Consider the following 14,742-nt stretch of genomic DNA (forward strand, 5'->3'; position numbering starts at 1 on the left):
TGTCGACTGCCTGACCGGGCGCCCTGCGCCCGCGGGAAACCTGCGCCTTCTTTTTGGACGACCTGTGACGATGACCGACCGCAACACCATTTCCCAGCGCCTCGCCCAGGCCGGCTATGTCGCCGATCGCGACCTTGCCACCGCGCTGTGGCTGATGGATCTGTTGCAGCGCCCGTTGCTGCTCGAAGGGGCGGCCGGGGTGGGCAAGACCGCGGTTGCCCAGGCCTTGGCGCAGGTCCACGGCGCCCACCTGATCCGCCTGCAATGCTACGAGGGGCTGGACCAGAACGCCGCCCTCTACGAATGGAACTACCAGCGCCAGATCCTGGCGCTGAAGGTGCGCGAGACCAGCGGCCAGGCCGCCGCGGCGATCGAGGCGGAAATATTCTCCGAGGCCTATCTGCTCGAGCGCCCGCTCCTGGCCGCGATCCGCAGTGAAACCCCCATCGTCCTGCTGATCGACGAGGTGGACCGGGCGGACGAGGAATTCGAGGCCCTGCTGCTCGAAGTCCTGTCCGACTTCCAGGTCACCATCCCGGAACTCGGCACCCTCAAGGCGCGGTCGATCCCGCGCGTGGTGCTGACCTCGAACGGCACGCGGGAGCTGTCGGACGCGCTGCGCCGGCGCTGCCTGTTCCATTTCGTCGATTTCCCCGACGTCGATCGCGAGGCCGCCATCATCAAGGCGCGCCTGCCCGCCATCGATGCCACCCTGGCATTGCAGGCGGCCCGCTTCGTCGCGGCCATCCGCAAGGAAGAGCTGCGCAAGGTGCCGGGCGTCGCCGAGACGCTCGATTTCGTCGCCGCCCTAACCGGCATGGGAATCGACGACATCCGCCGCGACGCCGAGGCGGTCTACGACCTGCTCACCGCCCTGCTGAAGACCCACGAGGATCACGCCGCGATCGGCCTCGAAGTGGTCGAACGCCTGGTTCACAAGGTGGCATGAGACCATGGACGTCTGTTCAACCGAACGATCAGAAGGCAAGGCGCCGCCGGCCGTCGACGCGGGTGCGCTGATAAGGCGCCGGCTCTCCGGCTTCGTCCAGGTGCTGCGCGACAACGGCTTCGCGGTCGGGCTGGGCGAGACGGCCGACGCCCTGCGGCTGCTTGCTGCCGCCGATCTGGGAAACCGGGCGGCACTGCTGGCGGGCTTGCGGGCCTTGCTGGCGTCCCGCCGCTCGGACTGGGAGAAATTCGCGGCCCTGTTCGATGCCTATTGGTTCGCCCGGCACCTGCGCGATGGTGCAAGGATCGCCGATCCGCGGCCGCGCCGCGGCGGGCCGCGCATGATGGTGACGGCCGACGATGGCCCCGAGTCCGGCACCGATGCCATCCTGCGGACCGAACGACGGCCGGATGGCGAGGGTGACGACGCCCCGGCCGCGGGCCACGAGCGGGGCGGCACGTCCGACCAGGAACGCCTGGCGCGCACCGATTTCCGGCATATCCTCGACCCGGTGGAACGGGAACGGGTTCACGCCCTGGCGCGGCGCCTCGCCGCCGCGATGCGGGCCCGGCTGACCCGCCGCCACGAGGTTGCGCGCAACGGGTCGAAGATCGACCTGCGGCGCAGCCTGCATCGCAGCGTCGCCCGCGGCGGCCTGCCGCTCGAACTGGTCTATCGCCGCCGCCGCACCAAGCCGCTGAAACTGGTGATCCTGCTCGATGCCTCGGGCTCGATGAGTCCCTATGTGACCGTCTTCGTCCGCTTCATGCACGGCGTGCTGGACAGCTTCCGCCAGGCGGCGGCCTTCGTCTTCCACACACGCCTCGCCGACGTGACCGACGCCATGCGGGAAAAGGATCCGCAACGGGCGGTCGACCGCCTCGGCCTGATGGCCCAGGGGGTCGGCGGCGGCACCAGGATCGGCGCCTGCCTCGCCACCTTCAACCGCTGGCACGCCGCCCGTATCATTCATTCCCGCACCGCCGTGCTGATCGTCTCGGACGGTTACGACACCGGCGAACCCGCCCAACTGGCAAGCGAGATGGCGGCACTGCGCCGCCGTTGCCGGCGGATCGCCTGGCTCAACCCCATGATCGGCTGGCACGGCTACGAGCCCGTGGCGGCGGGCATGCGGGCGGCGCTGCCCTATGTCGATCTCTTCGCGCCGGCCCACAGTATCGAGAGCCTCGAGGCGCTCGAACCCTACCTGGCGCGGCTGTGACCGGAGGATTGGCCCGATGACGACGCCCGACGTCCTCGACCTGATGCATGACCTGCAGGCGCGTGAGACGCCGTTTGCCGTGGCGACCGTGGTTCGCACCGCGTCGGTGACTGCGGCCAAGGCCGGGGCCAAGGCACTGATCCTGGGCGACGGCACGGTCGCTGCCGGCTGGGTCGGCGGCGGTTGCGCGCGGGGTGCCACGCTTTCGGCCGCCCGGGAGGCCCTGGCCGACGGCTGCCCGCGCCTGGTCTCGATCCAGCCCGACGACATGCTGCACGAGATCGGCGTGCGCAACGGCGAAACCCGCGACGGGGTCCGTTACGCCCACAACATGTGCCCCAGCCAGGGCACGATGGATATTTTCGTCGAACCCGTTCTGCCGCGGCCCCAACTGGTGGTGCTGGGCGCCTCGCCGGTGGCGCGGGTGCTGGTCGCGACCGCCGGGCAGTTCGGCTTCCGGGTGACTGCCGCCGCCCCCGCCCGCAGCCACGGCGAGCTTGCCGCCGCCGACCATCTGATCGATGGCTTCGACCTGCCGCCGTCGAGCGGCCCCCGCTTCCTCGTCGTCTCGACCCAGAGCGCCGGGGATCTGGCGGCATTGACCGCCGCCGTCGCGGGCAAGGCGCCATACCTGGCCTTCGTCGGCTCCCGGCGCAAGATCGCCAGCCTGCTCGAGGACCTGCGCGGCGCCGGCATCGCCGAGGAAAGCCTGGCCGCGATCAAGGCCCCGGCCGGTCTCGATATCGGTGCCGTTACGCCCGAGGAAATTGCCCTGTCGATCCTGGCGGAGGTGATCGCGATCCGCCGCCGCGGGCCTCTACCCCAACCGAGCCAACAGAAGAAGGACACCAACTGAAATGGAAATGATCGGTGCTCAACGCGTCAACGCCCCGCAGCAAGCCGTCTGGGAGGCCCTCAACGATACCGAGGTGCTGCGGCAGTGCATCCCCGGCTGCGAGTCGATCACCCGGGTGAGCCCCACCAACCTGGAAGCCCTGGTCACCCTGCGCATCGGCCCGGTGAAGACCTCGTTCAAGGGCGCGGTCACCCTCTCGGACATCAATCCGCCCAACGGCTATACGATCAAGGGCGAGGGCAACGGCGGGTCGGCGGGCCAGGCCAGGGGTGGTGCCAAAGTCTGGCTGGTGCGCGAAGGCGGCGCCACGGTCCTCAACTACGCGGTCAATGCCGAGGTGAGCGGCAAGCTCGCCCAGCTTGGGGCGCGGCTCATCGATGCCACCGCCAAGAAGCTGGCGGACGACTTTTTCGAGAAGCTGGGCGACATCGTTGCCCCGCCCACCGCCGAGGTGCTGGCGATCCGCGAAGCCCGGGGCCCGTTCATCTGGCGCCTGATCAAGGCCCTGGTGCGCGGCATCAGGCGCCTATTGGGCGGCGGCACGTCCAAGCCGACCGGCAATCCGGCCGGCTGACGATCATGGCCGAAGCCATCACCAGCGCGCGCGGCAGGCCGTCATGATCACGGATCGGGACGACATCCTGGGTCACGCCGTCCGCTGGGCGGAAAAGGACGGGATCGCCGCGCTGGCCACGGTGATCGAGACCTGGGGTTCCGCCCCGCGGCCGGCCGGCAGCCTGCTCGCGGCCAGCCGGGCCGGCACCTTCGTCGGCTCGGTCTCGGGTGGCTGTGTCGAGCGCGCGGTCATCGAGGCCGCGCACGAGGCCATGGACGACGAGCGGCACCGTGTTCTGTCCTTTGGTGTCGCCAATGCCGATGCCTGGGCGGCCGGCCTGGCCTGCGGGGGCCGTATCCGCGTCCTGGTCGAGCCGGTCCAGCCGGGCGCCGCCCTGGCGCAATTGCTCGGCGCGGTCGCCCACAAGCGCGCGGTGGTGCGGGAAACCGATCTCGATACCGGCCTTCAGACGCTGCGCTTTCCCGAGGGCGACGCCGCGGCCGCGACGGTATTGAACCGCGACCAGGCGGGCCTGAGCGAGGATGGGCGGATCTTCCGCAATCCTTTCAACCCGCCCCTGCGTCTGGTCCTGGTCGGCGCGGTTCACCTTGCCGAGCCGCTCACCCACATGGCGGCGCTGGCCGGTTATGCGGTCACCATCATCGATCCGCGCCGTGCCTTCGCCCGGGCCGAGCGTTTTGCCGGGGCCGCCCTGGAGATCGGTTGGCCGGCCGAGATCCTGCCGGATCTGGCGCTGGATAGCCGCACCGCCCTGATCACCCTGACCCATGATCCCAAGATCGACGACGACGCCCTGATCGCGGCCCTGCCGATGCCGCTGTTCTACCTCGGCGCCCTCGGCTCGGTCCGGACCCAGGCGGCGCGGCGCCAACGCCTGGCCCTGTCGGGTTTCGAAGAGGCAGCGCTGGCGCGCATCCGCGGCCCGGTCGGCCTCAACATCGGCGCGCGCAGCCCGGCCCAGATCGCCATCTCGATCCTGGCTGAAATGACGGCCGTCCAATGCGGGAGGGTGGCATGAAGTTCGGCCCGATTCCCCTTGCCCAGGCGGCCGGTGCCATCCTTGCCCACAGCCGGGTCGTGGGGGCCAATCCTGGAAAAAAGGCCGGCGCCTGTCGGCCGCCGACCTTGCAGCCCTGGCCGCCGACAAGCACGAGACGGTGGTCGCGGCGCGGCTGGAGGGCGACGACGTTGCCGAGGACGAGGCCGCCCGCCGGGTCGCCGAAGCACTGTGCGGCCCGGGCGCGGTCCAGGCGGCGGCCTTTACCGGCCGCGCCAATCTCTATGCGGCGGCGGCCGGCCTCGCGGTGATCGACGCCGCCCGCATCAACGCCGTGAACATGGTGGACGAAGCGATCACCGTCGCCACGCTGCCGCCGGGCGAGATGGTCAGCCCGCGCCAGATGCTGGCAACGATCAAGATCATGCCGTTTGCCGTCCCGCGCCGCATCGTCGAGCGGGCGGTTGCGGCAGCGGGCAATGCGCCGGCGGTGGCGCTGGCACCGTTCCGGTCGCTCGAGGCCGGCCTGATCATCACGCGGCAGCCGACGACCAAGGCCTCGGTGCTGGCCAAGGCCGCCGACGCCATGGCGGCGCGGATGGCGGCGCTGAACGGGCGGATCGGCGCCACCGTCACCGTCGACCATGACCAGACCGTGCTGGCCGAGGCCTTGCAGGAGATGGCCGCCACCCGGCCGGACCTGATCCTGGTGGTCGGCGCCAATGCCGTGATCGACCGCCTCGACCATATCCCGGCGGCGATCACGGCGATCGGCGGCGTGGTCGAGCGTTTCGGCATGCCGGTCGATCCCGGCAACCTGCTCCTGACCGGCGAATTGGCAGGCATTCCCGTGATCGGCGTGCCGGGCTGTGCCCGCACCCTGAAGCTCAACGGCTTTGACTTCATCCTGCGGCGGCTGGCGGCCGGCCTGCCTATCGACGGTGCGGCCATCGCGGCCATGGGGGTCGGCGGCCTGCTGAAGGAGGTCGAGATCGGTGGCGCGGCACGCGGCGCAGCCGCCGCGGTCGCCCGGGCGCCGCACCTGGCGGCGATCGTCCTGGCGGCCGGCCGCTCGTCGCGCATGGGCGGCCCCAACAAGCTGGCCCTGAATCTCGGCGGCAAAGCGCTGGTCCTGCACGGCGTCGATGCGGCGCTGGAGGCCGGGCTGGACCCGGTGGTGGTGGTCACCGGCCATGGCGCCGAACAGGTCGGCCAGGTTCTGGCTGGCCGCCCGGTCAAGCTCGTGCACAACCCGCGGTTCGCCAGCGGCCTGTCCAGCTCGCTGCGCACCGGCATCGAGGCGCTCGATCAGGGCGTCGACGGGGCCTTTGTGCTGCTGGGCGATATGCCGCGCGTCTCAGGCGAACACCTGCGGCGCCTTGCCGCCGGCTTCGCCCCGGCCGAAAGCCGCGCGATCGTGATCCCCACAGCCGGCGGGCGCTGGGGCAACCCGATCCTGTGGGCGCGCAGCTTCTTCCCCGCCATGGCCGAACTGGCGGGCGACCAGGGCGCCCGCCTGCTCGCAGTCGCCAACCCGGCCTGGATCGTGGAGATCGAGATGCCCGACGACGGGGTGCTGCTCGACCTCGACACGGCGGCGGAATTCACGGCGGCAGCCAGTGCATGACAGTGATCGACGAGCTTCGCCGAGCGAAGGGCAGTGCGTAACCGGACCACAAGAGAGAAATCGGGAGGACTCAATGATCAAGAGGGTGCTTTTACTGGCGTGCGCGATCGTCGCGACGCTTGGCATGATAAACACGGTGCAGGCGGCGGAGCAGAGTCCGTGGCTGGTCCGCGGCCGGGTCCTGGCCGTGCTGCCCCAGGAGAGCGGGGACCTGCGGCTGGATACGGTCGGTCCGCTCGCGGGCGACGTCTCGATCGACGATTCGGTGGTGCCGGAACTCGATATCACCTATTTCCTGCTGCCGAATGTCGGCGTCGAGCTGATCCTCGGCACCACGCCGCACAGTGCGGCGGCGACCGATACCGTTCTCGGCCCAAGACCGACCTGGGCGATGTCTGGCTGCTGCCGCCGACCCTTCTGGTGCAATATCACTTTGCCCCCGAAGGCAAGATCCGCCCCTATGTCGGGGCCGGCGTCAACTACACGATCTTCTACGGCAAGGATGAGCCGAACGGAGTCTCGGTCGACTACGAGAACAATTTCGGCTGGGCCCTGCAGGCGGGCATCGATATCGCGCTCGCCGACCACTGGGCCTTGAACGTCGACGTCAAGCAGATATTCCTGTCGACCGATGTCACCGTGCGCGGGCTGACGGGTGCCGCCGCCATCCGTGCCGATGTCGATATCAACCCGCTGCTGATCGGCGTCGGCGTCGGTTACCGCTTCTGAGGACGTGGCCGGCGGGCGCCGCCGGCCACGCACACCTGACTGATGCCCTCGACGCGCGAATGATCGCCGGCCGACCAGGCCGGCAACGATGGAATGAAACATGCCAGATCCCAAAAACCGGGGGCGCCCGCCGGCGACCCTGGTCGATTCCTACAGTCGGACGATCACCTACCTGCGCGTTTCCGTCACCGACCGCTGCGATTTCCGCTGCCTCTACTGCATGGCGGAAGCAATGCAGTTCCTGCCCCGGGCGGAGGTGCTGACGTTCGATGAACTCGACCGCCTGTGTGCCGCCTTCATCCGGCTGGGCGTGCGCCGGCTGCGCCTGACCGGCGGCGAGCCGCTGGTGCGGCGCGATATCCTGCTGCTCGTCGACGCCCTGGGGCGCCATCTGAAAAGCGGGGCGATCGACGAGTTGACCTTGACCACCAACGGCAGCCAGCTCGCCCGCCATGCCGAAGGGCTGGCGGCGGCCGGGGTGCGGCGCGTCAACGTCAGCCTCGACAGCCTGGACCCTGACCGGTTCGCGCAAATCACCCGGCGCGGCCGGCTGGCCGCGGTGTTGGAAGGCATCGAGGCGGCCAAGGCCGCCGGGCTTGCCGTGAAACTCAATGTGGTTGCCCTGCGTGGCCTCAACGAGGACGAGTTGGTGCCCATGGTGGCGTGGGCTCATGCCCGGGGGCATGACATCACCTTCATCGAAACCATGCCCTTGGGCGACATCGACGGCGACCGGACCGACCATTACCTGCCGCTGACCCGGGTCCGGCAGATGCTCGACGGGCACTTCACCCTGGCCGAAAGCCCCCACCGCACGGGCGGTCCCGCCCGCTACGTCACGGCTGTCGAAACCGGCGGCCGGATCGGCTTCATCACCCCGCTCACGCACAATTTCTGCGAATCGTGTAACCGTGTGCGCCTGACCTGCACCGGCTCGCTCTATCTGTGCCTGGGGCAGGAGGACCGGTTCGATTTCCGCGACCTGCTGCGCGCCGGGACCGACGACCGGGGCCTGGAAGCCGCCATCCGCGCGGCGATCGCCCGCAAGCCCAGGGGCCACGATTTCGTGATCGACCGCGACCATCGGGCCCCGGCGGTCGCGCGCCACATGAGCATGACCGGCGGCTGATCCGCTCTATCGTTCGCCGCGGTGCCAGCGGCCTGTCGCCGGACGGCATTGCCCGGCGACGGGCCAACACCGGTGACAGGCCAAAACATGTCATGGTTGACCGAAGCGGCGCGTATGCGATTCTAGTGCTAAAATAGCGCCGGTTGACGGACGGCTTAAGAAATCGTCGGGAAGAAATCTCGGGAGGATGGGGTGATTACCCACAGTCCTTGGCTCGTTGCTCTGTCGTTGATCATTGCAGCCCAAGGCAGCTACGTCAGCCTGCTTCTTGCGGACGAGGGGGACCGCGTGCGCGGCATGCGCCGCCGACTGATCCTGGCCGCGGCGGCCATGACGCTGGCTGTCAGCATCTGGTCGATGCATTTCGTCGGCATGCTGGCGGCGCGGTTTCCCGTGATGGTCGGCTTCCGAGTTCTGCCGACCCTGGTCTCCCTGCTGATTTGCGTGCTAGTCGTCGGCGCGGGGGTATTGATCGTCCACACCTCCCGCCCCAAGGTCGTGCGCATCGTCGGCGGCGCCGTGGCGATGGGGGCAGGTATCGCCACGATGCACTATGTGGGCATGTCGGCGATCAATGGTTGTGAATTGCAGCATTCGCCGGTCTATGTCGTCGCCTCGACCCTGGTTGCCATCGTGGCCAGCGGCCTCGGCCTGTGGCAGATCGAGGGCCTGAGGCCGGAGGCCTCGCGCCGCGGCGCGTCGGCGGCGATTCTCGGCCTCGCCATTTCCGGCATGCACTACACCGCCATGGCGGGGCTGACGGCGATCCCCCTGGGCCTGTCGGCCCCGACCGATCCGGTGATGCCGCACGACATCATGGCGATCGTGGTCGCGGTGGTCTCCTTCCTCATTTCCGGCGGGTTCCTGCTGTCGCTGACGCCCGATCGCCAGCTCGAGCGGGAACAACCGGCCGCGCCGGCCGCCGACGCAGCGCCCCCGCCGGCCGATGCGCCGCAAGAAGGCGCCCCGGCGCCCGTCGCCTCGGGCGCATCCGCCGGGGGGGAGGAAAAATCGCTGCCGCCGGAAGCGGCTTTTGCGCGCCAGGTCGAGGTGCAGAAAGACAACCGCAACCACCGGCTGGCGGTGTCGAGCATCGCCTTCGTGCGGGCCAATGGGCACTACACCCTGGTCTCGGACGGCGAGCAGGAATTCTTCTGCCAGAGCACGATCGGCGAGATCGAGGCCCTGCTGGATCCTGCGCTGTTCATGCGCGTCCACCGTAGTTACATCGTGTCGATCAGCCGCATCGAAGCCGTCCGCCGGGCAGGCGACGGCGGCATTGCCGAGATCGACGCCCAGGTACCCCACATCATTCCGGTGGCGCGCGGACGCTTTTCAGCCGTCAAGAAACGGCTGATGGAGTCTCACGGCTAGAGCATCGCGCGAGAAACCTGAATCAGGCGATTCCCCTGGCGGGTAAATTGTGATTCATCCTCCCTGGAGGTGGATCATGGGAAAAGCCTATTCGACTGATTTGCGGGCGCGGATTGACGCCCATGTGGCGGCGGGCCATTCGCGCCGTGACGCTGCGCGACGCTTTGGCGTGAGCCCGAGTTGCGCCGTGAAGCTGGCGCAGCATGTGGCAGCGACGGGCTCGGTGGCGCCGGTCCGTCAGGGCCGCCCGCCCGGCGGCGGCAAACTCGCGCCGCATCAGGCGATGCTGATCGGGTGGGTCGAGGCCGAGCCCGACATCACGATGCCCGAGTTGGCCCAGCGGCTGAAGGCGGTCGCCGGGGTGACGGCCCATCCTGCGTCCTTGTCACGGGTGCTGCTGGCGGCCGGGTTCAGCGTCAAAAAAAACCCTGCTGGCCATGGAGTGCGGACGCGAGGAGGTTCATGACGAACGCCGGACTTGGCGGGTCTACCGGCAGCCGCGTCTGCGCGAGCAGTCACACCGGCTGGTCTTCATCGACGAGACCGCGACCACGACCAAGATGACCCGGCTGCGTGGCCGGGCACGGCGCGGGGCACGGCTGAAAGCCCGCGCGCCCTTCGGCCACTGGAAGACCCAGACCTTCATCGCCGCGCTGCGCAGCGATGGCCTCACCGCGCCCTGGCTGATCGACGGGGCAATGAACCGGGCGAGCTTCGAGACCTATGTCGAGACCCAGCTCGCGCCAACACTCAATCCCGGCGACGTCGTGATCCTCGACAACCTCTCCAGCCACAAAAGCGAAAAGGCCCAGGCCAGCCTCAAGGCTCGTGGCGCCTGGTTCCTGTTCCTGCCGCCCTACAGCCCCGACCTCAACCCGATCGAGATGGCCTTCGCCAAGCTCAAGCCCATCTGCGGCGCATCGGCGCCAGAACCCTCGATGCCCTCTGGCGGGCCGTCGGCGATATCTGCGGCCTCTATTCGCCCGAGGAATGCGCCAGTTATCTCAAGGCCGCAGGGTATGCGTCAGATTAAACGCGCGATGCTCTAGATCACAGACCCGGTTAGCGCCTCAGGCGTCGTCATCCGAAGGCGAGGGCCGGGGAGAAATGAACCAGACAAGAATATCGTCCGCCGAGTTGCAGCCTCGTCGGTTGCGCGCCCCGCAGCCAATCAACGAGACCGACATTCCCACGGGGGTGTCGGTTTTTTGTTGTCCGGGGCGCACCAGGGTAAGCATCCGGCGGATGCCGCGGTTGAGGCTTTGGGTCATCGGGCCGGCAGCGCCTGCGGGGTTTCGGCTGCTTCGCTGACATCGCGGTGGACGCTGTCTTTAATAACGCGGATCGTCACATCGTTGAGATATTGCATGAGGGCGGCGTTGAGTTCCTGGAACTCGGGCCACAGGACCTGGTCGAGGAAGCGTTTCGGTACGCGCAGCATGACGGTCGTGAGACGCTGCCTGTGGAGCCGATACGGTTTCAATCCATAGCGCCGGCACAGCGCCAGAAAGAGGCGGCGTGCCCACTGGTCGGGCAAGGAGAATTGCATCTCGATGAGTTCATCGCTGCGCTCGAGTTCAGCCAGCCGCGTCTGGATGCGTTGAAGTGCCGCTTCCGCCGCGATCTTCTCGCCGGCGGTTCCCGCGCCGGCGAACAGCGCCTCGATCTTGCGCAGCTTATCGCGCAGTTGCACCTCTTCCGCCATCACCCCGCCCGCCCTCATCTCACACGAATCAAGACCAGCATCGCCGGCCTGAAGGCATCAGCCAGATCTTCCGCTCGCCGCTGCTCGAGCATGGTATCCAGGATCGTGGCCGCCTGCGCCAGATCCCTCCGGCTCTTTGCTGTTCCGTGATGGGCTGATGGATCAGGAAATTGAGAAACCACAGCGGCTGCGCGGTTGCCCCACCGAGTGCCGGCATGGTGGTCGGCCGGCCGGAACAATCGTCAGAGCCACGGTTCGGTGTCAGGAATTCGACCAGATGGCCCGACCGTGATGCACAGCCGAGTAGCACTGGTATGCCACCGTAGCGACAAACACGTCCCGCAAGCGGAAGAAACTAGCAGTCGCCGCCCTCATGAAGGCGATCTTGGTCATGTCGCGCGAGGACAAGCGCAAAGGACGGCAGCCCTGGCTGCTCCTGGCCGCGCATGCGACACAGATGGACATCCTTCGGCTGCTGGTCACCTGCTTTATCGACTGTGTGTGCAGCACGATCCTGTCCCTGACACCCGATCGCAGGCGCCGGATCTTCATCATCATGCTGGATGAGTGGCCGTCGCTTCAGGAAATCCCGATGCTGGAGTCGATCATGGCGGACGGCGGCAAGTACGGCGCCAGCGTGTTCGCCACGATGCAGCAGCTCTCCCAGCTCAAGAAGCGTTATGGCGAGCAGGGCAACAAGGCCGTCCTGGGCCTGATACAAACCAAGGTGCTGTTCCGTGCGCCGGAGCGTACCACAGCGGAATGGTTCGAGGCACAGTTCGGCCGATCGATGTGGGGGCGGCCCAACGGAAGCGTCCGCCTTGCCACCTAAATTCAGTCGCCGGGCGACTGGCCCACTGCGCGCCCGGGCGCGCTCTACACCTCTACAGGCCGTCCAGCCTCCGCCCTCAACGCGACGACAGGACGCGCTCATGGCTATTTCGTCTTTGCACCACTCGCCTTCGAGCCATTTCGCGTGAGCTGCGCCAGCTTCTTGCTCTGGATGCCGCTCAGGAAGATCTCGCTCAGCACCTCGGCATATTGCTCGGCGGACATGGCGCCGCCCTCCCGGAACCATGTGTAGGTCCAGTTCAGGCTGCCCAGCAGCATCATGCCGACTGCCGTCTTGGTGCCCGCGGATTTGAGGTATTTGCTCCCATGCAGGTCGGCTATGAGCTCGGAGAAACCATGAATCATCTCGCCCTGAGATTTCTTTAGGTATTCTTGTTCATCCGGCGCAAGTGAGTGGATTTCGTTCATCAATACTATGTGCCTGTCACGTGTTCTCATGTAAATGTCCATGAGAAGTGACGTTACGAATTTCAATTTTTCCTCGGGATTTAAATCTTTTTCCAGCGCTTCAGAAATAAGATGATTTAATTCATCGACATGATTCTTGAGCATGTCAAATAATATTTGCGTCTTATCCTTATAATAATGGTAGATAAGCGCTTTGCTGATCCCGCATTTGCTGGCGATCATCGAAATGGAGGCCGTTCCAAATCCGACCGTCGCAAACAATTTCGATGATTCGTCAATGATATTTTGGCGCTTTTCGTCATAGTCATCCGACCTTGGCCTTGCCATTTCTTTTCATTCCTTCATTTCTGCCGCTAAATTGTTTCGAAGATAGAGTGCAATCAAAAAGTGTTGCTGTAGCCCCAGAGGGCGATCGCACCGCCTGCGCGATCGCGATTTTCCACGCGCCGGGTCATTCATTCCCAAAAAGCATATGTCTTTTTTCATTTCTCATACTTTCGGATTGAACGATCGGTCGACAAACTGCCGTTGCGGCATGCAGAGGCTTTTCCTCATTTTCGAGGCGATCGCTGTACTGCCGGTTCGAGTACCGGCAGGTCCCGCCTGCCACCCAATTATGAATTAACCGAGCGTTCGGTTCAATAAATGAGCGGTGCATGACGCCGCATCTGGTGGGGACGCACAGGAATGCAACGTGATCTGCTGCGGCAGCCGATATTGGGCGATACAGGCCTTTCCGTGGCCGCCCGGAGGAAGGACGAACGAGGCGCCGCCGGTTTCGGTGTCGCCCTGACGAAACGTCTCCTCATGGCCACGGCCTTGGCCTGCGCGATCCTGGTCACCCATGCTTCCTCTCGCACTGCCATTGCCGATGGGGCAGCGCCGGCCAGGCTATATCCCGATCCGCTCTTTGGTGTCGTGCTGCTGGATCAATCGACGGCAATCGCAACCGGCTATCACGGGGCAGTCCGCCTCTCGGTCGACGGCGGAGCCACCTGGGCCGCCGAGCCGAGCGGTACCGAAGATATGCTCCGCCGCGTGGCGACCACATCGGATCACCATGTCTTTGCGGTCAGCCATGTCGGCAAGATCCTCGAGGCGGATGCCGATGCCCGCGGTTGGCGTACCGTGCATGACGAGCCGGGCCTCTATCTCAGGGACATCGCCTTCGCCACGCCTCAGGTCGGGTGGGCGGTCGGCCATGATGGTGTGATCCTGAAGACCGGCGACGGCGGTGCCACCTGGTCGCGGCAGGAACTCGCCAACTATACCGGCCGTGACAAGCCTCGCCTCAGCGGCGTGGCCGCCATCGACGCGGCCCATGCGCTGACCGTGGGCGAATTTGGCGTCATCGCCGAAACCCATGATGGCGGAACCACCTGGTCCGTGATCTCCGCCGGACAGTTTCCGACATTTCTCGGCGTCGCCGTCGCCGGCAACACGGGCTACGCCGTCGGCCTCAATGGCACGCTGGTGCGACTGGCCAATTCAGAAGCGGACGGCTGGTCGGCTACCTTGGTCCCCTTGGGGACCACCCAGCATCTCCTCTCGGTCGCCCTTTCGCGGGATGGCACGGAGGGGCTGATCGGCGGCAATGGTTTGCTGCTGACCCTCCGCAATGGTCAGTTCCTGCCGGCGAAAGTCACGGAAGCCTTTGCACTGACTTACGCCTGGATTGGCGGGGTCGCCATCGGCGCGAGCGGCCGGGCCATCGCGGTCGGGCAGGGCGGTGCAATTCTGGTTGCAGACCGCGCAAACGGGACCTTCAACCCTGCAGCCACCGGGCCGGTTACGGCCCAAACCACGACCGCGAGCGATCGGGTGACCCAATGATTGCCAACAAAATTTCCTCAATCGTGGGTCGGCGCGCATCGTTGATCGCGTCCTGCTTCTTCCTGCTGACCGCCTTCCTCGGCTACATGTCGTTTCGAGCCTGTCGCTGAGGTCGTGCTCGAGGCGATGCTGCCAATTCATCATCCCAACGTGGAACTGATGGCCAAATTCGGGGCGCAGTTCGGCGGTGCCAACACGACCTTGATCATGGTCGAGAATACCGAAGGCACCATCTACAACGAAAAATTCATGACCGCCTACAAGCGGGTGGCCGACGAGATCTACTTCCACCCGTCCGTGCAGCGCCATCTGGTGCAGGCGCTGACCCTGCGCAAGACCAAGGCGATCGTGGGCTCGGCCGGCCGGATCGACATCAATGCCATTGCCTGGCCCGATCTGCCCCGTTCGCCCACGGATTGGCGAACTTCGAAGCGGCGTGAGGCCCAGTACCCGGCCTGCTGGTATCGGACGACGAGAGGCCGAT

General features: G+C 66.5%; 16 protein-coding genes and 2 pseudogenes. 14 read left to right on the top strand and 4 right to left on the bottom strand.

Features of this window, described 5'->3' with window-relative positions; all coding sequences use genetic code 11:
- Window positions 1-70 precede the first annotated feature (70 nt).
- The 11 genes and pseudogenes from D3874_RS25000 (at window position 71) to D3874_RS25045 (ending at window position 10,493) form a co-directional block, all read left to right on the top strand.
- The gene (locus tag D3874_RS25000; RefSeq protein WP_119782070.1) at window positions 71-949 is read left to right on the top strand and encodes an AAA family ATPase; all 879 of its coding nucleotides are present in this window, start codon (window positions 71-73) and stop codon (window positions 947-949) included.
- Window positions 950-953: 4 nt separating this feature from the next.
- On the top strand, window positions 954-2,171 hold the full coding sequence (locus D3874_RS25005) for a vWA domain-containing protein (protein WP_119782072.1): 1,218 nt from the start codon (window positions 954-956) through the stop codon (window positions 2,169-2,171).
- Window positions 2,172-2,187: 16 nt separating this feature from the next.
- On the top strand, window positions 2,188-3,027 hold the full coding sequence (locus tag D3874_RS25010; protein ID WP_119782074.1) for an XdhC family protein: 840 nt from the start codon (window positions 2,188-2,190) through the stop codon (window positions 3,025-3,027).
- Window positions 3,028-3,034: 7 nt separating this feature from the next.
- Window positions 3,035-3,601, top strand: a complete 567-nt coding sequence (locus D3874_RS25015) for a CoxG family protein (protein WP_233560152.1) — start codon at window positions 3,035-3,037, stop codon at window positions 3,599-3,601.
- Between the two features lie 43 nt (window positions 3,602-3,644).
- Window positions 3,645-4,622, top strand: coding sequence for an XdhC family protein (locus D3874_RS25020; protein ID WP_119782078.1), 978 nt, complete (start codon window positions 3,645-3,647; stop codon window positions 4,620-4,622).
- Window positions 4,623-4,761: 139 nt separating this feature from the next.
- Window positions 4,762-6,228 carry an NTP transferase domain-containing protein gene (locus tag D3874_RS25025; RefSeq protein WP_233560154.1) on the top strand — a complete coding sequence of 489 codons (1,467 nt, stop codon included), beginning with the start codon at window positions 4,762-4,764 and terminating at the stop codon, window positions 6,226-6,228.
- A 124-nt stretch (window positions 6,229-6,352) separates the two neighbouring features.
- Window positions 6,353-6,571 (top strand): annotated as a pseudogene (locus D3874_RS32250) (OmpW family outer membrane protein); the annotation flags it as partial.
- Between the two features lie 41 nt (window positions 6,572-6,612).
- Window positions 6,613-6,957, top strand: coding sequence for an OmpW/AlkL family protein (locus tag D3874_RS32255; protein WP_456306455.1), 345 nt, complete (start codon window positions 6,613-6,615; stop codon window positions 6,955-6,957).
- Between the two features lie 100 nt (window positions 6,958-7,057).
- Complete coding sequence (gene moaA, locus D3874_RS25035; protein WP_119782080.1) at window positions 7,058-8,086, top strand: GTP 3',8-cyclase MoaA; 1,029 nt, start codon at window positions 7,058-7,060, stop codon at window positions 8,084-8,086.
- A gap of 297 nt (window positions 8,087-8,383) precedes the next feature.
- The gene (locus D3874_RS25040) at window positions 8,384-9,460 is read left to right on the top strand and encodes an MHYT domain-containing protein (protein WP_147385856.1); all 1,077 of its coding nucleotides are present in this window, start codon (window positions 8,384-8,386) and stop codon (window positions 9,458-9,460) included.
- Window positions 9,461-9,536: 76 nt separating this feature from the next.
- Window positions 9,537-10,493 (top strand): annotated as a pseudogene (locus D3874_RS25045) (IS630 family transposase).
- Window positions 10,494-10,530: 37 nt separating this feature from the next.
- Here D3874_RS25045 and D3874_RS28205 read toward each other — a convergent pair.
- The 3 genes from D3874_RS28205 to D3874_RS32260 are packed head-to-tail and all read right to left on the bottom strand — an operon-like array spanning window position 10,531 to window position 11,475.
- Window positions 10,531-10,731: a hypothetical protein gene (locus tag D3874_RS28205; protein WP_147385857.1), complete on the bottom strand. Its 201-nt coding sequence runs from the start codon at window positions 10,729-10,731 to the stop codon at window positions 10,531-10,533.
- Complete coding sequence (locus D3874_RS25050; RefSeq protein WP_119782084.1) at window positions 10,728-11,165, bottom strand: hypothetical protein; 438 nt, start codon at window positions 11,163-11,165, stop codon at window positions 10,728-10,730. Before D3874_RS25050 ends, D3874_RS28205 begins: the two co-directional genes overlap by 4 nt.
- Before the next feature lie 28 nt (window positions 11,166-11,193).
- Window positions 11,194-11,475, bottom strand: a complete 282-nt coding sequence (locus D3874_RS32260; RefSeq protein ID WP_199699252.1) for a GSU2403 family nucleotidyltransferase fold protein — start codon at window positions 11,473-11,475, stop codon at window positions 11,194-11,196.
- 63 nt (window positions 11,476-11,538) lie between these two features.
- Here D3874_RS32260 and D3874_RS25060 point away from each other — a divergent pair, with 63 nt between their 5' ends.
- On the top strand, window positions 11,539-11,997 hold the full coding sequence (locus D3874_RS25060) for a type IV secretion system DNA-binding domain-containing protein (protein ID WP_119782086.1): 459 nt from the start codon (window positions 11,539-11,541) through the stop codon (window positions 11,995-11,997).
- A 104-nt stretch (window positions 11,998-12,101) separates the two neighbouring features.
- On the opposite strand, the gene D3874_RS25065 is transcribed toward D3874_RS25060, so the two are convergent.
- Window positions 12,102-12,752 carry a TetR/AcrR family transcriptional regulator gene (locus D3874_RS25065; RefSeq protein WP_119782088.1) on the bottom strand — a complete coding sequence of 217 codons (651 nt, stop codon included), beginning with the start codon at window positions 12,750-12,752 and terminating at the stop codon, window positions 12,102-12,104.
- Between the two features lie 360 nt (window positions 12,753-13,112).
- Here D3874_RS25065 and D3874_RS25070 point away from each other — a divergent pair, with 360 nt between their 5' ends.
- Entirely contained in the window at window positions 13,113-14,258 is a 1,146-nt protein-coding gene (locus tag D3874_RS25070; protein WP_119781093.1) for a WD40/YVTN/BNR-like repeat-containing protein, read from the top strand.
- Between the two features lie 159 nt (window positions 14,259-14,417).
- Window positions 14,418-14,742 (top strand): hypothetical protein (locus tag D3874_RS25075; protein WP_199699253.1); only part of this gene is annotated, 325 nt, incomplete at its 3' end.

The sequence above is a fragment of the Oleomonas cavernae genome (assembly GCF_003590945.1).
Classification (GTDB): Bacteria; Pseudomonadota; Alphaproteobacteria; order Zavarziniales; family Zavarziniaceae; genus Zavarzinia; species Zavarzinia cavernae.